This window comes from Streptomyces sp. NBC_00667 (assembly GCF_036226825.1).
In the GTDB taxonomy this organism is placed as follows: Bacteria; Actinomycetota; Actinomycetes; order Streptomycetales; family Streptomycetaceae; genus Streptomyces.
In genome coordinates this window covers 1,613,138-1,628,488 of the sequence record NZ_CP109022.1, presented here as the reverse complement: position 1 = coordinate 1,628,488, position 15,351 = coordinate 1,613,138, and the positions used below count along the sequence as shown (strand labels likewise).

11 protein-coding genes are annotated in these 15,351 nt (G+C 72.3%); 5 read left to right on the top strand and 6 right to left on the bottom strand.

What is annotated here, in order from left to right:
* Window positions 1-94: 94 nt before the first annotated feature.
* Window positions 95-1,264: an acyl-CoA dehydrogenase family protein gene (locus OHA81_RS07805; RefSeq protein WP_329194033.1), complete on the top strand. Its 1,170-nt coding sequence runs from the start codon at window positions 95-97 to the stop codon at window positions 1,262-1,264.
* Window positions 1,265-1,273: 9 nt separating this feature from the next.
* Here OHA81_RS07805 and OHA81_RS07800 read toward each other — a convergent pair whose 3' ends face one another.
* Window positions 1,274-1,735: a cell division protein SepF gene (locus OHA81_RS07800; protein ID WP_136214944.1), complete on the bottom strand. Its 462-nt coding sequence runs from the start codon at window positions 1,733-1,735 to the stop codon at window positions 1,274-1,276.
* 284 nt (window positions 1,736-2,019) lie between these two features.
* Between OHA81_RS07800 and OHA81_RS07795 the strand changes: the two genes are divergently transcribed.
* The 4 genes from OHA81_RS07795 to OHA81_RS07780 all read left to right on the top strand — a co-directional run bounded on the left by OHA81_RS07795 (window position 2,020) and on the right by OHA81_RS07780 (window position 5,838).
* Window positions 2,020-3,327, top strand: coding sequence for a DUF5685 family protein (locus OHA81_RS07795; protein ID WP_329194030.1), 1,308 nt, complete (start codon window positions 2,020-2,022; stop codon window positions 3,325-3,327).
* Window positions 3,328-3,407: 80 nt separating this feature from the next.
* Window positions 3,408-4,241 (top strand): DUF1684 domain-containing protein, encoded by an 834-nt coding sequence (locus OHA81_RS07790; RefSeq protein ID WP_329194028.1) that lies wholly within the window; start codon window positions 3,408-3,410, stop codon window positions 4,239-4,241.
* 145 nt (window positions 4,242-4,386) lie between these two features.
* Window positions 4,387-5,268, top strand: a complete 882-nt coding sequence (locus OHA81_RS07785) for a S1 family peptidase (RefSeq protein ID WP_329194026.1) — start codon at window positions 4,387-4,389, stop codon at window positions 5,266-5,268.
* Between the two features lie 90 nt (window positions 5,269-5,358).
* Entirely contained in the window at window positions 5,359-5,838 is a 480-nt protein-coding gene (locus tag OHA81_RS07780) for a hypothetical protein (RefSeq protein WP_329194024.1), read from the top strand.
* A gap of 24 nt (window positions 5,839-5,862) precedes the next feature.
* Here the strand turns inward: OHA81_RS07780 and OHA81_RS07775 are convergent, their stop codons facing one another.
* From OHA81_RS07775 to fxsBH, 5 genes are all read right to left on the bottom strand, one after another.
* Entirely contained in the window at window positions 5,863-6,759 is an 897-nt protein-coding gene (locus OHA81_RS07775) for a DUF4231 domain-containing protein (RefSeq protein ID WP_329194023.1), read from the bottom strand.
* Window positions 6,760-6,835: 76 nt separating this feature from the next.
* Window positions 6,836-10,813 (bottom strand): FxSxx-COOH system tetratricopeptide repeat protein, encoded by a 3,978-nt coding sequence (fxsT, locus tag OHA81_RS07770; protein ID WP_329194021.1) that lies wholly within the window; start codon window positions 10,811-10,813, stop codon window positions 6,836-6,838.
* Window positions 10,797-12,209 (bottom strand): TIR-like protein FxsC, encoded by a 1,413-nt coding sequence (locus tag OHA81_RS07765; RefSeq protein ID WP_329202075.1) that lies wholly within the window; start codon window positions 12,207-12,209, stop codon window positions 10,797-10,799. The genes fxsT and OHA81_RS07765 overlap by 17 nt, the downstream gene beginning before the upstream one ends.
* A 43-nt stretch (window positions 12,210-12,252) precedes the next feature.
* On the bottom strand, window positions 12,253-13,050 hold the full coding sequence (locus OHA81_RS07760) for an aminoglycoside N(3)-acetyltransferase (RefSeq protein ID WP_329194020.1): 798 nt from the start codon (window positions 13,048-13,050) through the stop codon (window positions 12,253-12,255).
* Window positions 13,047-15,323, bottom strand: a complete 2,277-nt coding sequence (gene fxsBH, locus OHA81_RS07755; protein ID WP_329194019.1) for a radical SAM/SPASM protein FxsBH, inactivated beta-hydroxylase extension form — start codon at window positions 15,321-15,323, stop codon at window positions 13,047-13,049. Before fxsBH ends, OHA81_RS07760 begins: the two co-directional genes overlap by 4 nt.
* Window positions 15,324-15,351: the final 28 nt, after the last annotated feature.

Below are 15,351 nucleotides of genomic sequence, written 5' to 3'. Positions count from 1 at the left end.
CGCGACGCTGCGGGGAGGAGGGGCTGGACCGGCGGGTCGCGCGGGGAGAAACTTGCGGCGCTAGGTTTCCGTCCCACGGCCGCCGGGAGGCCACGTGTCCTTCGTACCCACCGATCCGCTCGGGCTCGACGAGTTGCTGAGCCCCGAGGACCTCGCCATCCGCGACACCGTGCGCGGCTGGGCGGCCGACCGGGTGCTGCCGCAGATTGCCGACTGGTACGAGCGCGGGGAACTGCCCGGGATCCGGGAGCTGGCCCGGGAGCTCGGCGGCATCGGGGCGCTCGGGATGTCCCTCCAGGGCTACGGGTGCGCCGGGGCCAGCGCCGTGCAGTACGGGCTGGCCTGTCTGGAGCTGGAGGCCGCCGACTCCGGGATCCGCTCCCTGGTCTCCGTGCAGGGCTCGCTCGCGATGTACGCCATCCACCGCTACGGCTCCGAGGAGCAGAAGCAGCGCTGGCTCCCCGGCATGGCGGTCGGCGAGCTGATCGGCTGCTTCGGGCTGACCGAGCCCGACGTGGGCTCCGACCCGGCCGCGATGCGCACCTACGCCAAGCGCGACGGCACCGACTGGGTGCTGAACGGCCGCAAGATGTGGATCACCAACGGCAGCGTCGCGGCCGTCGCCGTGGTGTGGGCGCAGACCGACGAGGGGATCCGCGGCTTCGCCGTCCCCACCGACAGCGCCGGCTTCGCCGCGCCGGAGATCAAGCACAAGTGGTCGCTGCGCGCGTCGGTGACCAGCGAACTGGTGATGGACGACGTACGGCTGCCCGCGGACGCGGTGCTTCCCGGCGTCACCGGGCTCAAGGGACCGCTGGGCTGCCTCAGCCACGCGCGGTACGGGATCATCTGGGGTTCCATGGGCGCCGCGCGCGCCAGTTTCGAGGCCGCGCTCGACTACGCGAAGACGCGCGAGCAGTTCGGCAAGCCGATCGGGGGCTTCCAGCTCACCCAGGCCAAGCTCGCGGACATGGCACTGGAACTGCACAAGGGCATCCTGCTCGCCCACCACCTGGGCCGCCGCATGGACGCGGGCACCCTGCGCCCGGAGCAGATCAGTTTCGGAAAGCTCAACAACGTCCGCGAGGCCATCGACATCTGCCGCACCGCGCGGACCATCCTGGGTGCCAACGGGATCTCGCTCGAATACCCCGTCATGCGGCACGCCACCAACCTCGAATCGGTCCTCACCTACGAGGGCACCGTGGAGATGCACCAGTTGGTGCTGGGCAAGGCGCTCACCGGGCTCGACGCCTTCCGGTAAGGGCCCTGCTCAGCTCTGGTTGAAGAAGTCGCGGGCGCGGCCGCCCGCTTCGCCGCTGACGATCTGGGTGTCGGCCGGGGTCAGCAGGAAGACCCTGGTCGCCACCCGCTCGATGGAGCCGCGGAGCCCGAAGGTCAGACCGGCGGCGAAGTCGACCACGCGCTTCGCGTCGGCCGGTTCCATGGACGACAGGTTCACGATCACCGGGACGCCCTCGCGGAACAGCTCGCCGATTCCACGCGCGTCACGGAAGCCGTCGGGGGTCACGGTCGCGATCCGCCGGCCCTGCTCGACCGCGGACTCCGACGCCACCTTGACGCGCGGGTCGGTGACCCACTGGTCCCCGGGGCCGGACACCGAACCGCCGTGCTGACGCTCCACGGCCTCCGCGTAGTCGTCGTCGTAGTACCGCTCGTCGTCGTTGTCCTCCACGAGACCCAACCAGGCACTCGCCTTGCGCACCGAACCCATGGACGCCTCCTTTCACCGCGGTCAGTTGTCTTCTCTTCCGCTGCCCCTATGGTCGTCCATGATGCTGACAACGCGCCAAGTGGATAGTCGGCGCGCACGGGTTTCGTGACGGTACTGGTGCAGAACATCCGTTGCACCGTCAAGGTCCCGAGCGCCTGCCGCTGCTGACTGAGTGAAAATACGACTGCGGACGCCGTCCGGGTGAGGCCTGCGGGCGTACGGGTGAACGGCCGGGCTCGGTACCATGCCCCCCGGCACGCGTATGACACACGGGGGAAGCGCAATTGTTCGGCATAGTCAGACCTTGCACGCACCGGCTGGGCGAGCGGTTCAAAGCCGAGTGGATGGCCCATCTCTGCGGACTGTGCCTGGCACTTCGCGGGGACCACGGCCAGTTCGCGCGGGTCGTCACCAACTACGACGGGCTGCTGGTCTCCGTTCTGACGGAGGCTCAGTCGGCTCCCGCCGCCGGCTCCCGGCGCACCGCCGGGCCGTGTCCGCTGCGCGGGATGCGCAGGGCTCCGGTGGCCGACGGGCAGGGCGCCCGGCTCGCCGCCGCCGTCTCCCTGGTGCTGGCCTCCGCGAAGGTACGGGACCACGTGGCCGACCGGGACGGGCTGTTGGCGAGGGCCCCGATCGCGGCCGCCGCCCGCAAGGTAGCCCGGGGCTGGGACCGGGCCGGCGCCCGTACCGGGGCCTTGCTCGGCTTCGACACGGCGGTGCTCGTCGACGCCGTCGACCGGCAGGGCGGCATCGAGACCCTGGCCGGGCCCGGGACGCCGGTCCTGGTGGTCACCGAGCCGACGGAGACGGCCACCGCGGCCGCCTTCGCGCATACCGCGGTCCTCGCCGGGCGTCCAGGCAACACGGCCGCGCTCGCCGAGGCGGGCCGCTACTTCGGGCGGCTCGCGCACCTGCTGGACGCCGTGGAGGACCAGGCCGCCGACGCCGCGGCGGGCGCCTGGAACCCCCTCACGGCCACCGGGACCTCCCGTGCCGAGGCCCGGCGGCTGTGCGACGACGCCCTGCACGGCATCCGGCTCGCCCTGCGCGAGGCGGAGTTCACCGACGCGGGCCTCGCCCACCGGCTGCTGGTGCACGAACTGCGCACCTCCGTGGACCGTGCCTTCGGCACCGGCCGCTGCGCCCACACCGGCGTGAACGCCGCGGGGCAGGGCTTCGGGGCCCCGCCGCAGGGGTACGGACCGCCGCAGGGGTACGGGGGCCAGGGGTACGGGGCTCAGGGCGGGGCGCCGTACGGGAGCGGCGGGCCGTACGCCCCGTACCCGCCGGCCGGGCCCGGAACGCCCCCGCCGCCGAGCGGCCCAGGCGGCCCCGGCTGGGGCGGGAGCGGTGGGGGCGGGCTGCCGCCGCAGAAGCCGCGCCGCGGGCTGCTCGCGGGCTGCGCGGTCGCCGTGGGGCTGTTCTGCACGTGCCGGCTGTGCTGCACCGAACACGAGGGCCCCTGGTCGCGCAAGAAGCGGGACGCGTGGTGCGACGACTGCGACTGCGGCAACTGCGACTGCGGCGGCTGTGACGGCTGCGGCTGTGACGGGTGCGAGTGCTGCTGCTGTCCCTGCGACGGCTGCTGACCGCCTGTCAGGTGACCCGCAGGCCCCGGACGGAGTACCGGGCGGTTCCCCTCCCGGCCCGTGTGGAAGGGCTGAGGGCCATGAGCGATCACGAAGCGGGCGGTCCGGCGGAGGACGACCCGGACACCGCCTGGAAGCAGTGGCACGAACGTCGTCTGGCTGCCGTCTCCGCCCCTTACGGACCACTCGCCCTCACCGGTACGCACTGGCTCGCCGACTACCCGGAGGGTCGAATTCCGGCCGTTCCGGGGCGCTGGCGCGCCACCGCGGGCGGGGTGGCCCTGAGTGCCGGCCCCGGGGACGGCCTCAGCCTCGACGGTGAGCCCTTCACGGGGGACGCCGTGCTCGCCGCCGACGACGGCCCGGCCTCCGGGGCGCGGGTCTCGGCCGGGGACGTACGGCTCGTGGTGCTCCTGCGTGAGGGGGAGTGGGCGGTGCGCGTCTACGACCCGGCCGCCGGGGCCCGGCACACCTTCGGGGGCATCGAGGCGGGCCCCTACGATCCCGGCTTCGTGCTCGCGGGCCACTTCCGGCCATACGGCGAGGACCAGACCGTCCAGGTCGAGAACGTCGACGGACGGACCCGGGGGCTCGGCCTCGGCGGCGAGCTGAGCTTCGTGCACGGGGGCGTGGAACACACCCTCCAGGTCGCGGTGGGCCACGGGGACGGCAGTCTCTGGGCGGTGTTCGCCGACGCCACGAGCGGCACGTCCAGTTACCGCTTCCGTTTCCTGAGGCCCGGCGTCCCCGCGGCGGACCGCTCGATCACCGTCGACTTCAACCGGGCGCTGCTGCCTCCCTGCGCCTTCGCCGACCACTTCATCTGCCCCTTCCCGCCGCCGGGCAACACCTTGCCGTTCGCGGTCGAGGCGGGGGAGCGGAGGCTGAAACGCGCCCTTGCCGCCGCAATCTGACGCCAGGACACTCCCGTCAGCGTCTCTCAAGGGACTTGTCAGGGGCACGGCGAACGCGAAGGCGTTTCCCGTGCCCCCGGCCGTCCCTCACAGGCACCGGCACCCCCACAGCGGCCGGGCCCCGATCCCTTACCGGGAGGACGAAGTGAGGACCAAGATCACCCGTACCAGGCTGCTCGCGGCCGCCGTCGGCGCGGCTGCCGTCGCCGCGCTCGCGCTGCCCACCGCCGCCAGCGCGGACACCAAGGACAGCGGCTTCAGCGCCGCCCGGCTGGCCTCGGCCGAAGCCTCGGTCCTGCGTGCCGACGTCGCCGGCACCGCCTGGAACACCGACCCCGCCACCGGGACCCTGGTGGTCACCGCCGACTCCACCGTCACGGCCGCCGACATCGCCAGGATCCGACGCGAGGCCGGGGCCGACGCGGCGGCCCTGAGGATCGAGCGCACCTCCGGCAAACTGCGCAAGCTGCTCTCCGGCGGCGACGCCATCTACGCGTCGAGCTGGCGCTGCTCGCTCGGCTTCAACGTCAGGAGCGGGAGCAACTACTACATCCTCACCGCCGGGCACTGCACCGACGGCGCCGGCACCTGGTGGACCAGCACCTCCCACACCACCACCATCGGAACCACCGTCGGTTCGAGTTTCCCCACCAATGACTACGGCCTGATCAAATACGCCAGCAACTCGCCGGTGCCGCCCGGCACCGTCGGCAGCCAGGACATCACCAGCGCCGTCAACGCCACCACCGGCATGTCCGTCACCCGCCGCGGCTCCACCACCGGCATCCACGGCGGCACGGTGACCGGCCTCAACGCCACCGTCAACTACGGCAACGGCGACATCGTCTACGGCATGATCAAGACCAACGTCTGCGCGGAGCCCGGCGACAGCGGCGGCCCGCTGTACTCCGGAACCCGCGCGGTCGGCCTCACCTCCGGCGGCAGCGGCAACTGCTCCTCGGGCGGGACCACCTTCTTCCAGCCCGTCGTCGAAGCCCTCAACGCCTACGGCGTCAGCGTGTACTGAGCCACCCGCCCCGGTACCCCTGGACGTCCTCCCGCCTTCTGGGAGGATGTCCAGGGCGTCCGTGTCCCCGGGGGGAGGCAGGTCTTTCGTATGAAACGCATCGGGGTGACCGGACACCGGTCGATTCCCGTCGAGGCGCTCGCCCACGTCAGGCAGAGCCTGCGGGGCGTACTGTGCGGCGGACAGGGGCCGTTGGAGGTGCTCTCCAGCCTCGCGGAGGGCGCGGACCAGCTCTTCGCCGGCATCGCCCTGGAATGCGGCGCCGACCTCACCGTGGTGATCCCCAGCGAGGACTACGAGGGCGACTTCGCGGACGCCCGAGCCCTGGCCCGCTACCGGCAGCTCAGGCACCGGGCCGCCCAGGAAGTACGGATGGGCTTCGCCCGCTCCACCGACGAGGCGTACTACGCCGCCGGAACCTACATCGCCGAATCCTGCGACCGCCTGGTCGCCGTCTGGGACGGTCTGCCGGCCCGCGGGCACGGCGGCACCGCCGAGATCGTGGCCTACGCGCGGGCGCTCGGCAAACCCGTCACCGTCATCTGGCGCGAGGGCGTGACCCGCCAGTGAGCCACGCCCCGCCCGCGACCGGGATCAACTGCTGTGCCGCGCCAGCCAGTCCGTGTGCTGAGGAGAGACGTACCGCTCCGTCTCGTACACGGCGGACGGCCACTGCGACTCGGTGATCGTCGTCTGCATCACCACCATCATCGCCGACAGGTCCTGCTCGATCAGTGTGTGCGCCTCGATCAGCGGATGGTGGCGCCGGACCTCGTTCCAGGCGATCGCCGCCGCCGCGGCCGCACTCAGCAGCGCCGTCAGCGACGGGCCCGGCCCCGAACCGAACGCGCCGAACAGTGCGAACAGCAGCGCCAGGCACGTCAGCAGCACGATCGTCCACGACCACAGCGCCGTCGCCCGCCGGGACACCTCCGTCTTGCGCTGGTACCAGTTGCGCTGCTCGATCAGCCGGTCCCGTACGTAGGTCTCCCTGCGCACCTGGTACCCCAGCCCGCGCAGCCGCTGCATCGCCCCGGTGATCTCCCCGCCCTCCGGCAGCAGGCCCGCGGCCCGGGGATCCTCCCAGCCCATCTTGCGCAGCTCGTCCAGCCCGGCCTCCAGCCGGGTCCGGTACGTCGCCTCCGGGGCGCCGACGTCACTGCCGAACGGCGCCCCGTGCACCGCGTACCGCCAGGCCAGGGACTTGATGAACTCCGCGGCGCTCCGGTTGAGCTGCCACTGCGGCCGGGCCCGGCGCCGGGTCGCCCGTACGCCCACCGCCAGCACCCCGGCGTAGGCCAGCGCGCTCAGCGCGCCGAACAGGTGCAGCGAGCCCGCGGCGGGCCCGGACGGCAGCGCGGCGGCCGCCGCGGCCGTGACCAGCAGCACCAGCTGCCTGCGCGTGGCCCGGGTGGACTCCCGCTGCCGGGAGATCGCCGCCTGATCGGTGTGGTGGAAGAGGGCCGGCAGGTCCTCGTTCCGGAAAGTCATGCTGTCGCTCACGGCGACCCCCCAGGTCTGCTGTAGGGGCGGGAGGCGGCCCGTGCGGGGGCCGCCCTCCGTCCGATCACACGGCGAGCGGCTCCAGGTCGCGGTGGACCCGGCGCTCGTCGCGGGCGTAACGGGTCAGACCGTGGTCCTCGCCGAGCAGGCGCGTCAGCTCGGCCACCGTCTCCGTCCGTACCCGGGCCGCTTCCTCCTTGCGGCCCATCATGTCCAGGCTCACCGCCATGTTCGACGCGGCCGCCAGGGTCTCCGGGTGGTGCGTCCCGAGCGCCTCGCGCAGCCGCAGCACCACCAGCCGCTCCAGCTCCAACGCGCCCTCCGGGTCCCCGAGGTCGGCGAGGGCGTTGGCCAGGTTCAGGTTGCCGAAGATGGTGTGCGGGTGGTTGTCGCCCAGCACCTCGCGCATGTGCCGGATCGTCTGGCGCAGCATCGGCTCCGCCGTGTCCGCGGAGCCCGTGCCCCAGTGGAAGACCGCCAGGTTGTTGACGGCGGCCAGGGTGTACGGGTGCCGCTCGCCCGGCACCTTCACGTACTCGTCCACCACCTCCTGCGCCAGGTCCCGCGCCGCGCCCGCGTCCCCCGTCGCGAACAGGTCGGCCGCCAGGTTCAGTTCACAGGCCAGCAGGTCCGGGTTGACCGAGGTGTACTTGGCGCGGTAGCGGTTGCGGGTCGCCGTCGTCAGCCGCAGCGCGTCCTCCAGGTCGCCCGCCCTGCGCAGCGACACCGCCAGGTTCTTCGCCGCGGACAGGGTGCCCGGGAAGGCCCGGCCGAGCGTCCGCTTGTAGATGTCGTACGTCCGGCCCAGCAACTGCACCGAATCGTCGTACCGGCCCACCTCGCGCAGGTCCCGGGCCAGGTTCTGCGCCGAGGACAGGGTGTACGGGTGGTCCGGGCCCAGTACCTCGGTGCGCCGGTCGAACACCTCCTGGTCGATCTCCCGGGCCCGGGAGTACTGCCCGACCATGCGCAGGTTCAGCGCCAGGTTGTTCGCGGCGGCCAGGGTGCGCGGGTGCGCCTCGTGGAATATCTGCCCGAAGCCCTCGTGCGCGGCCGTCGCCAGCTCCATCGCCTCGCCGTAGCGGCCGAGCGCCCCCAGGTCCATCGCCAGGCCGCTGGTGGTCATGTACGTGTGCGGATGCGAGGGACCGAGCGCGGTCCGCTGCCGTTCCAGGGTGACTTCGTCCAGCTCCTTCGCCTCCACGAACCGGCCCTGGGAGCGCAGGATGTTCGACAGGTGGAACCGCAGGTAGAGGTACTGCAGGTCGCTGTCGCCCAGCATCTCCTTCCACACCTCGCGCAGCTCCTCGCCGAGCTGGTACGCGGCCTTGAAGTCGCCGCGCTTCCACAGGTAGCGCACCCGGTCGATCAGCAGCCGGCGGGTCTCCGGCTCCTTGCAGAACCGGGCCTCGGAGGGCGTCAGGTGCGGCCAGATGGTGTTGAAGCGGGGCCAGGTGGCCGGGTTGTCTATGGGCTCGTCGTCATCGGGCCGGGCACCCGCCAGGATCCGGTGCACGGCGTGCCGGGCCTCGCGCTGCTCCTCTTCCGACAACTGCGCGCGGATCACGGCCTGGACGAGGCGGTGCACCTGGATGCTGTTGCCGACCTGGTCGACCTTGGCCATCGCGAACCGGCCGATCTCCCTGATCACCCGGCCCAGCATCAGCTTCTCCTGGAGCGAGGAGTCGTACGGCTTGAGGGCGTTGATCATCTCCTTGCTGTAGAGGAGGTTCGCGGATATCGGCTCCGGCGCGAAGAAGGCGCACAGCTGCAACAGCCGCACGGCGGCCGGGGAGCGGGACTGGAGCCGCTCGATGGACACGTTCCAGGTCGCGGCGACGGGCTCCGGATAGCCGGCCGGCTGGTTCAGCCCCAGTACGCTGGCGGCCTGCTGCGCCAGCTGTTCCAGGTACGCGGACACGGGCGTGGCGGTCTCCGCGATCCAGGCACCCGCCTGCTCGACGGCCAGCGGCAGGTCGCCCACCGCCACGGCCACCTGCTCGGCGTCCTCGTGCGAGAGGCCGGGAGCCCGCCGCTGGAGGTGCTCGATGGACTCCTCGCGCAGGAACACGTCCACCGGCAGCGCGTCGCCGTACTGCGACCAGGACTGGTTGCGGGAGGTGACCAGGACGTGCCCCGGTCCGCCCGGCGGGAAGAACCGCTTGAGCGTCTCGGGGTCGTCCGCGTTGTCGAAGACCAGCAGCCAGCGCGAGGTGGGCACGCCCCGCCGCAGCAGGTCGATCGCCTCCTGGGACGCGGCGGCCATGTCCTCGCCGGCCTGGGCGCCCAGCCGTACGGCCAGCTCCGCGAGGGCCGCGACCACGTCGTCGGTCTGCTCCGAGGAGATCCACCAGACCAGGTCGTAGTCCGCCATGAACCGGTGGACGTACTCCAGGGCCACCTGCGTCTTGCCGACACCGCCGAGCCCGTACAGGGTCTGCGGCTGCGGGAGCACCACCGCCATGCCGCCGCCGAGCTGGTTGCGCATCCGCTCCAGCACGATGCTGCGCCCGGTGAAACCGGTGTTGCGGGGCGGCGCGTTCCAGATCTTGGGCACGGTCCCCGGGAAGCGGGGGCCCGGCTGGGAGGCACTGTTGACCGTGTCGTTCAGGGCCATGGGCCGCTCCACCGCACGCAGCAGGGCCGTGGTGGCGTGCACCTCGTCCAGGCGGAAGAGGTCCACCGGATTGCGGTCGATGTAGGGGGTCGCGAGCCGTACGTCGCCCACCCGCAGCGGCACCAGCTGGCGCCGGCCCCCCGTCGGGTCCTCGGCGGCGGCCCGGTTCCACACGTCGACGGCGCGGCCGGACTTGAGGAAGGCGGTGGAGAGCAGCACGACCGTACGGGCGGCGCCGTCGACGCTGATGCCCGATCCGCCGAGGGTGTCCCCGGGCGACGGGGCGGGGGCCACTTCCGCCGAGACGTCCTTGGGCACCACGCGGAAGCCGGCCCGGGTGAGCACCGACTCGATCCAGTCGGCCCACATCCGGTTCTCCGCGACGTAGCAGAGGAACAGGTCGGCCGGAAGGGCCGGGCGGCGCCGGGTGAAGGCGTCCCGGATCCGCATCCGGACGTCCTCGGCGATGGCCGGCATGGAGGTGATCTCGCCCTCGGTGACCACGGCGGTGAGCCGCTCGAACGCCGAGAGCAGGGAGTTGGTGAGCCCGGCCTCGTCGCCGAAGGTGGCCAGGGTCTCCTCGTAGGCGTAGTAGGGCCGGTACGGGATCTCCACCGCGCCCCAGTACGACGTCAGGTCGTCCCCGACGAGGCCGCCCGGGAAACGGTCGAACTTGATCCGGGCCAGTGCCCGCCCGGCGTCGGCCTTCTCCTTCTCGCCCTCGTCGATGCGCATCGGCACGGGGTAGATCTTGATGCCGCGGTCGTTGAACCGCTCGTCGATCTGCCGGGCCACGGAGGCGGCGCCGTCGATGGACTGGTCGGACAGGGTGAAGCAGTCGACCAGGACGTCCGGCAGGTGCACGGTACAGATGTCGGCGATGTCGGACAGGCCGGTGCGGCTGTCGATCAGCACGTAGTCGTAGTTCTTCTTCATGTCGGCGCGCAGCGCGTCGAAGAAGAGGCCGCCGCCGAGGCGGTCGTAGAAGTTGTCCCAGTCGAAGGTGGACACCGTCGCCGAGTACTCGCGGTTCTGCCGGCCCGCCGAGACGAAGTCGAGCGTGCCCCCGTCGGGGAACTCCCAGCCCAGCGTCTCCGGGGTGAGGGAGACCGCGTGCGGCTGTATCCGCGCGTAGTCCTTGTGCCAGTCGTCGGCGCGCTGCACCGGGCTGGTCGCGGCCCAGGCGTACTCGCTGATCAGGTCGATGACCCCGGTGGTGGCCCCGAGGGTGGAGGGGTCCAGGAAGGGGTGGAAGAAGCGGTGCAGACCCGGCGCCTCCAGGTCCCAGTCCACGGCCAGCACCCGCTTGCCGTTGGCCGCCAGGATCCAGGCGGTGTTCGCGAGCGCCATGGTGCGGCCCGTACCGCCCTTGTAGGAATAGAAGGTGACGATGCGTCCGCCATGGCTGTCACGACCGGCTGTCATCCGTGTCCCCCCGCTCTGTGTCGCTGACGTCGTTGGTGTCGGTCCCGCGCGGCGGACCACCGCCCGCTTCGGTGTCGGGTGGGAAGGGGGCGCGCGGCGGCAGTGGCGGGGGCGGCTCATCCATCCCCATCGGCCCGACCAGCCGCGGCCGTTCGGTGTGCGTGCCGCCTGCCGGCGGGTACACCTGGGCGTGTCTGAGGAACTGCTGGGCGGCGGCTTCGACCACCTGGGGCAGGATCTGCCCGAGCATCTCCATGTTGGCCACGCCGTTCGCGGCGGCCCGGCAGGCGGCCCGGCCCTGGCTCATCTTGACGGGCATCGTCCCCTCCAGCCGGTCCGCGAGCTCGCTCTCCTTGGCCCGGCCCTGGTGGTCGTACCGGTTCCAGGGCACGACCACGTTGATCCACGGCCGGTGTTCCTGGTCGAAGGCGGCCAGCCGCTGGCGGCGCTGCTCGTCCTCCACCGCCCAGCGGTCGACGATCAGGATCTCCGGACGCGTCGGCGGCTGCTTGCTGTCGAAGTGCCCCGCCTCGTCGTCGAACGAGCCGAGGCTGGTCTGGTAGTTGAGGTTGCGGATCACGTCCTCGGCCACGTACGCGATGGGCCGCTGCGCCACCGGGTGGTAAGGGTTCCATTCCAGGGCGTTGTCCCCGTAGTACTCGGGACTGCGGCCCTCCGGGAGGTCGTGCCGGGAGGCGGCCGCCACCGTGATGTGCAGGGTGCGGGCGGGGTTGCCGCCGTTGCTGCCGAAGGCGCTCGGCACCACCCGGTAGTCCAGCGGCTTGATCGGGTCGATGCGTACGGTCTCGGCGACGTGCACGATCCGTTTGGCGAGTTCGTACACGGCCGCCTCGTACTGCTCGGCGTAGCTGCGGAGTTTGATCAGCCCGTACAGGCCGTCGGTGACGTAGCGCTCGCCGAAGGTGTTGTGGTTGAACTGCAACCGGGAGGCGGGGCCCGGCATGTGGGTGGCCGGCACCGGGACCCACAGGGCCGGCACGATGGCCTCGGGCGGCGGCTCGTTGTGGCGCGCGCCGTGCTGGATGGCGCGCTGCGCGAAGGCGAACCACTCCTTCCCGCACATCTCACTGGCGAAGTAGCGCGGCGAGAACAGGGGGACGAAGACCCGGCAGGTGGCGAGCGCCGCCGCGAGCCGTTCCGACCAGCCCTCGCCGCTGCGTATCTCGCGGTCCATGAAGCCGGCCTCCGAACCGGCGGGCAGGTCCGTCAGCGCCATGACGTGGTTGCAGAGATCACGGAAGAGCCGCTCGACCCACATGTCGGGGTCGGGCCCCCCGGCCCCGAATCTCGGCGTATGCGCATAACTGAGAAAGAAGTACGGCTGCACTGATGCGGGCACACGACCCCCGTCCCGAAGATGCGAGCGAAGAAACATCATTCCGGAGCTGCTTCGCCACATCCCCTCATCGTTCAGTCAATCAGCGTCTGTTTTCGGTCATCCAGTCGAGTGCGTGACCAACGGCATCGGGAATCGAGAAGAGCACGGCCCCAGCCCCGCCCAGCCGGCCCCTGCGCAACCGCGAATCCGGGAACGCGTCGCCGATCTGTGCGAAATCACTGTCGTCCAGCGCGACGTCCTCGTACGTCGTCCACCCCTCCCCCCGCCGTCCCCCCGGAAGGTTCACCTTCACCACACAGTCGTACATGCGCAAGGGGGGCTCGGGAATTCGGTACTCCGCCAGATGGAAAGCGGTGCAGGAGGAAAAGCCCACATTGATCATGAGTACCTGGCCGCCCTCCCCGCACATTCTCCCCAGGGGTGACTCCTCGCCCAGGTGGCATTCGAGGCGGTGACCGGCGCAGAGCCGCCGGGCGTCCTTTCCCAGCGCCGCGAAGGAGGTCTGCGGATGGGTGCTGCGCGCGGCGCCCGGGGAGGTACGGACGGTCTCGGCGAAACGCCCCACGCCCTGGCTCGGGGTCAGCCGCGGGTCGAACGCGGGCATCCGCGCCCGGAACCTGCGCACCTGCGGCTCCGAGAGGCCCGCGATCCGCTCCAGGTGCGCCGCGGAGGTGCGGGAGTTCTCCGAGGTGAACGCGGGGACCACCAAGGTGCCGTGCGGCCCCAGCACGTCCGTCAGGGCATCGCGCAGCGGCTCGGCCCGCAGACCGGTGCCGCGGAGCGCGGCGTGCACCAGCAGCCGGGTCCCCGGGCGCACCCCGATCCGGCGTAACTCCCCGGCCAGGGCGAGCGCACCCGGAGCCCGGGGGGACGTCACGCGTCGACCGCCTTCGACTCCCAGCGCAGCTCCTCCACCAGCCGCTTGCCGGTGCTGGTCAGCTCGGCCGCACCCGCCAGCCGGTCCAGGGCCCGCTGGATCCGGTCCGCCGCCCCCGGTTCGGGGGCCGCCGTCGCCCGCCGGTACGCCTCCACCGCCACCCGCTCGTGCACGTCGGCCAGCAGCCGGGACACCGGGACCGGGCGCTCGCGCCACGGCGAGGGGTGCTGCCACTGCCCGTCGAGCGCGTACAGGTCGGCCACCTCGGTCAGTGCCCGCAGCCGGGCCCGGCGCCGCCCGGTCAGCAGTGCGAGGGCCGTCTCGCGGACCCCGGCGCCGTACGGGACGCCGAGCGCCCCGGGGCCGTGCCGCCCCGCCTCGCCCCAGCCGTGCGCCCGCGGACCGCCCGCGAGCGGGGTCAGCGTCGTCAGCCCGGCCGCGGCCGCCCGGGCGAACTCCGGGACGGCGGTGTGCAGCAGCGTCCAGGCCGCGTCGAGGCGGACCCGCCACTGCCCGGCCTCCCCGGCCCCCAGCCGGAGCCTCGGCGGGCGGGCGAAGCAGTTGCGGTGCGGGTCGAGGTCCTCCAGCGCCACCGGGGCGGTGTCCTGCCCGGGCGGCGACCAGCTCCGTACGGGCAGCCAGCGCGCGTCCCCCGCCGCCGGACCGAAGCGGTGCTCGGCGCGGCCGTCGCGGACCGCGTACCCCGTACCGGTGGACCGCAGTGCGGCCCGGCCCCGCGTGCCCGGCCGGCCCAGGCGCAGCAGCCCCAGGGTCGGGAGGTACACCTCACCGTCCCGGTAGGGGACCTCGGCCGGCAGGTCGAGCCCGCCGCGCAGCACGGCGGCGGCGGCCAGCGCGGCCAGCCTGCGCGCCGTCTCGGGGGCGCCGGGGCCGGAGGGGCGCCCGTCCCGCCCGGCGTCCAGGGCCTCCAGGACCCAGGTGCGGGTGAACGGGTGGTCCAGTACGGCCTCCAGGGCGTGCGCGCCGGCGTCCCCGGCCCGCTCCACGCGGGCCAGCAGCTCCCAGGCCCGCGCCCATTCGGGATCACCCGTACGGTCGGCGTTCAGCCGGGCGAGCAGGACCCGGGTCAGCTGCTCCTGGGAGCGGGCCAGTTCGGCCGGGTCGGTGAGCTCCGGCGCCGTCTGCCGGGACGCGGTGCGGCCCTCGACCCCGTCCACCAGCTCGCGCAGGTCCGTGCAGTACACCGAAGGGTGGTCGAAGCCGCCCCCGCCGTCCGGGTCTGCCCGGTAGCGGTGGGTGTAGAGACCGCCGCCGCACGAACGTACGACGGGGCAGCGGCGGCACGTGTCACTGACACCGTCCAGACCCAGCTGCCGGGCCCGCACCCCGGGGTGGGCCGCCACCTCGTCGAAGGAGTGGGCGAAGACGTCGAAACCGGTGGCTGCGGCGCCCTCGTAGGCGCTCTTGAGGGAGTCGACCTGCTCCAGGGTCCCGTCCGTCTCCACGACGACGAGGTCGGTCGGCGCGAGCCCCAGGGACTCGGTCAGGCTCGGCCCTCCGCGCAGGGTGGACAGCAGGGACTCGAAGAGCCGTACGGAGACGGGCCGCCCGAGCCGCTCCCAGTGGTCGAAGACCCGCAGCAGCCAGCGCGCGTACGCGTCGGGGGCGCCGTCGGGGCGGACCGGCGGGGCCTCCCAGGTGGCGTGGGGGAGCAGGAAGTCCACCCGGGGCGGGCGCAGCTCGACGAGGGCGTCCAGCACGGCGACGGGGTCGTTGGCGACGTCCACGGTGCAGAGCAGGCCCTGGTAGAGGTGGCGGTAGGGCGCCGAACGGAGCAGTGCGACGGCGGCCAGGACCAGGGGGTGGCTGGTGCGCCCGTCGGCGAAGCGGCGGTGGCGGTCGTTCGCGGCCCGGTCCCCGTCGAGCGAGATGCCCACGCGGACGCCGAACTCGGCGAAGAGGTCGAGGTAACGGCGGCTGAGCTGGAGCCCGTTGGTGTGGATCCGCAGGTCGAGGTCGGCGGTCCCGGCGAGTGCGCGGGTGAACTCCTCGCACACGAGGCGTAGTCGGGCGGTGCCCGCCAACAGGGGTTCCCCTCCGTGGAGAATCACCGTGACGGAGGGGAGTGCATGGTCACGGGCATGTTCGGCGAGCCGCGACGCGGTGTGCGAAATGACCTCGGGGGAGATCACTTTCGGCCGGGCTCGCCAGCTCTGATCAGCGTGTTCATAGACATAGCAATGATCACAAGCGAGATCGCATCTGCTGTGAACCTTGAGGACGATCTCGCGAAAAGCGATCAGGCCGGTCATTCCACCAGTCTAGAGCGCGGGCTCCGGT

Bases quoted from the DNA above. Each gene is read 5' to 3' on its own strand.
- OHA81_RS07780 (WP_329194024.1), top strand. From the start codon at position 5,359: ATGAAACGCATCGGGGTGACCGGACACCGGTCGATTCCCGTCGAGGCG.
- OHA81_RS07765 (WP_329202075.1), bottom strand. From the start codon at position 12,209: ATGTTTCTTCGCTCGCATCTTCGGGACGGGGGTCGTGTGCCCGCATCA.
- OHA81_RS07790 (WP_329194028.1), top strand. From the start codon at position 3,408: ATGAGCGATCACGAAGCGGGCGGTCCGGCGGAGGACGACCCGGACACC.
- fxsT (WP_329194021.1), bottom strand. From the start codon at position 10,813: ATGACAGCCGGTCGTGACAGCCATGGCGGACGCATCGTCACCTTCTAT.
- fxsBH (WP_329194019.1), bottom strand. From the start codon at position 15,323: ATGACCGGCCTGATCGCTTTTCGCGAGATCGTCCTCAAGGTTCACAGC.
- OHA81_RS07800 (WP_136214944.1), bottom strand. From the start codon at position 1,735: ATGGGTTCGGTGCGCAAGGCGAGTGCCTGGTTGGGTCTCGTGGAGGAC.
- OHA81_RS07775 (WP_329194023.1), bottom strand. From the start codon at position 6,759: ATGACTTTCCGGAACGAGGACCTGCCGGCCCTCTTCCACCACACCGAT.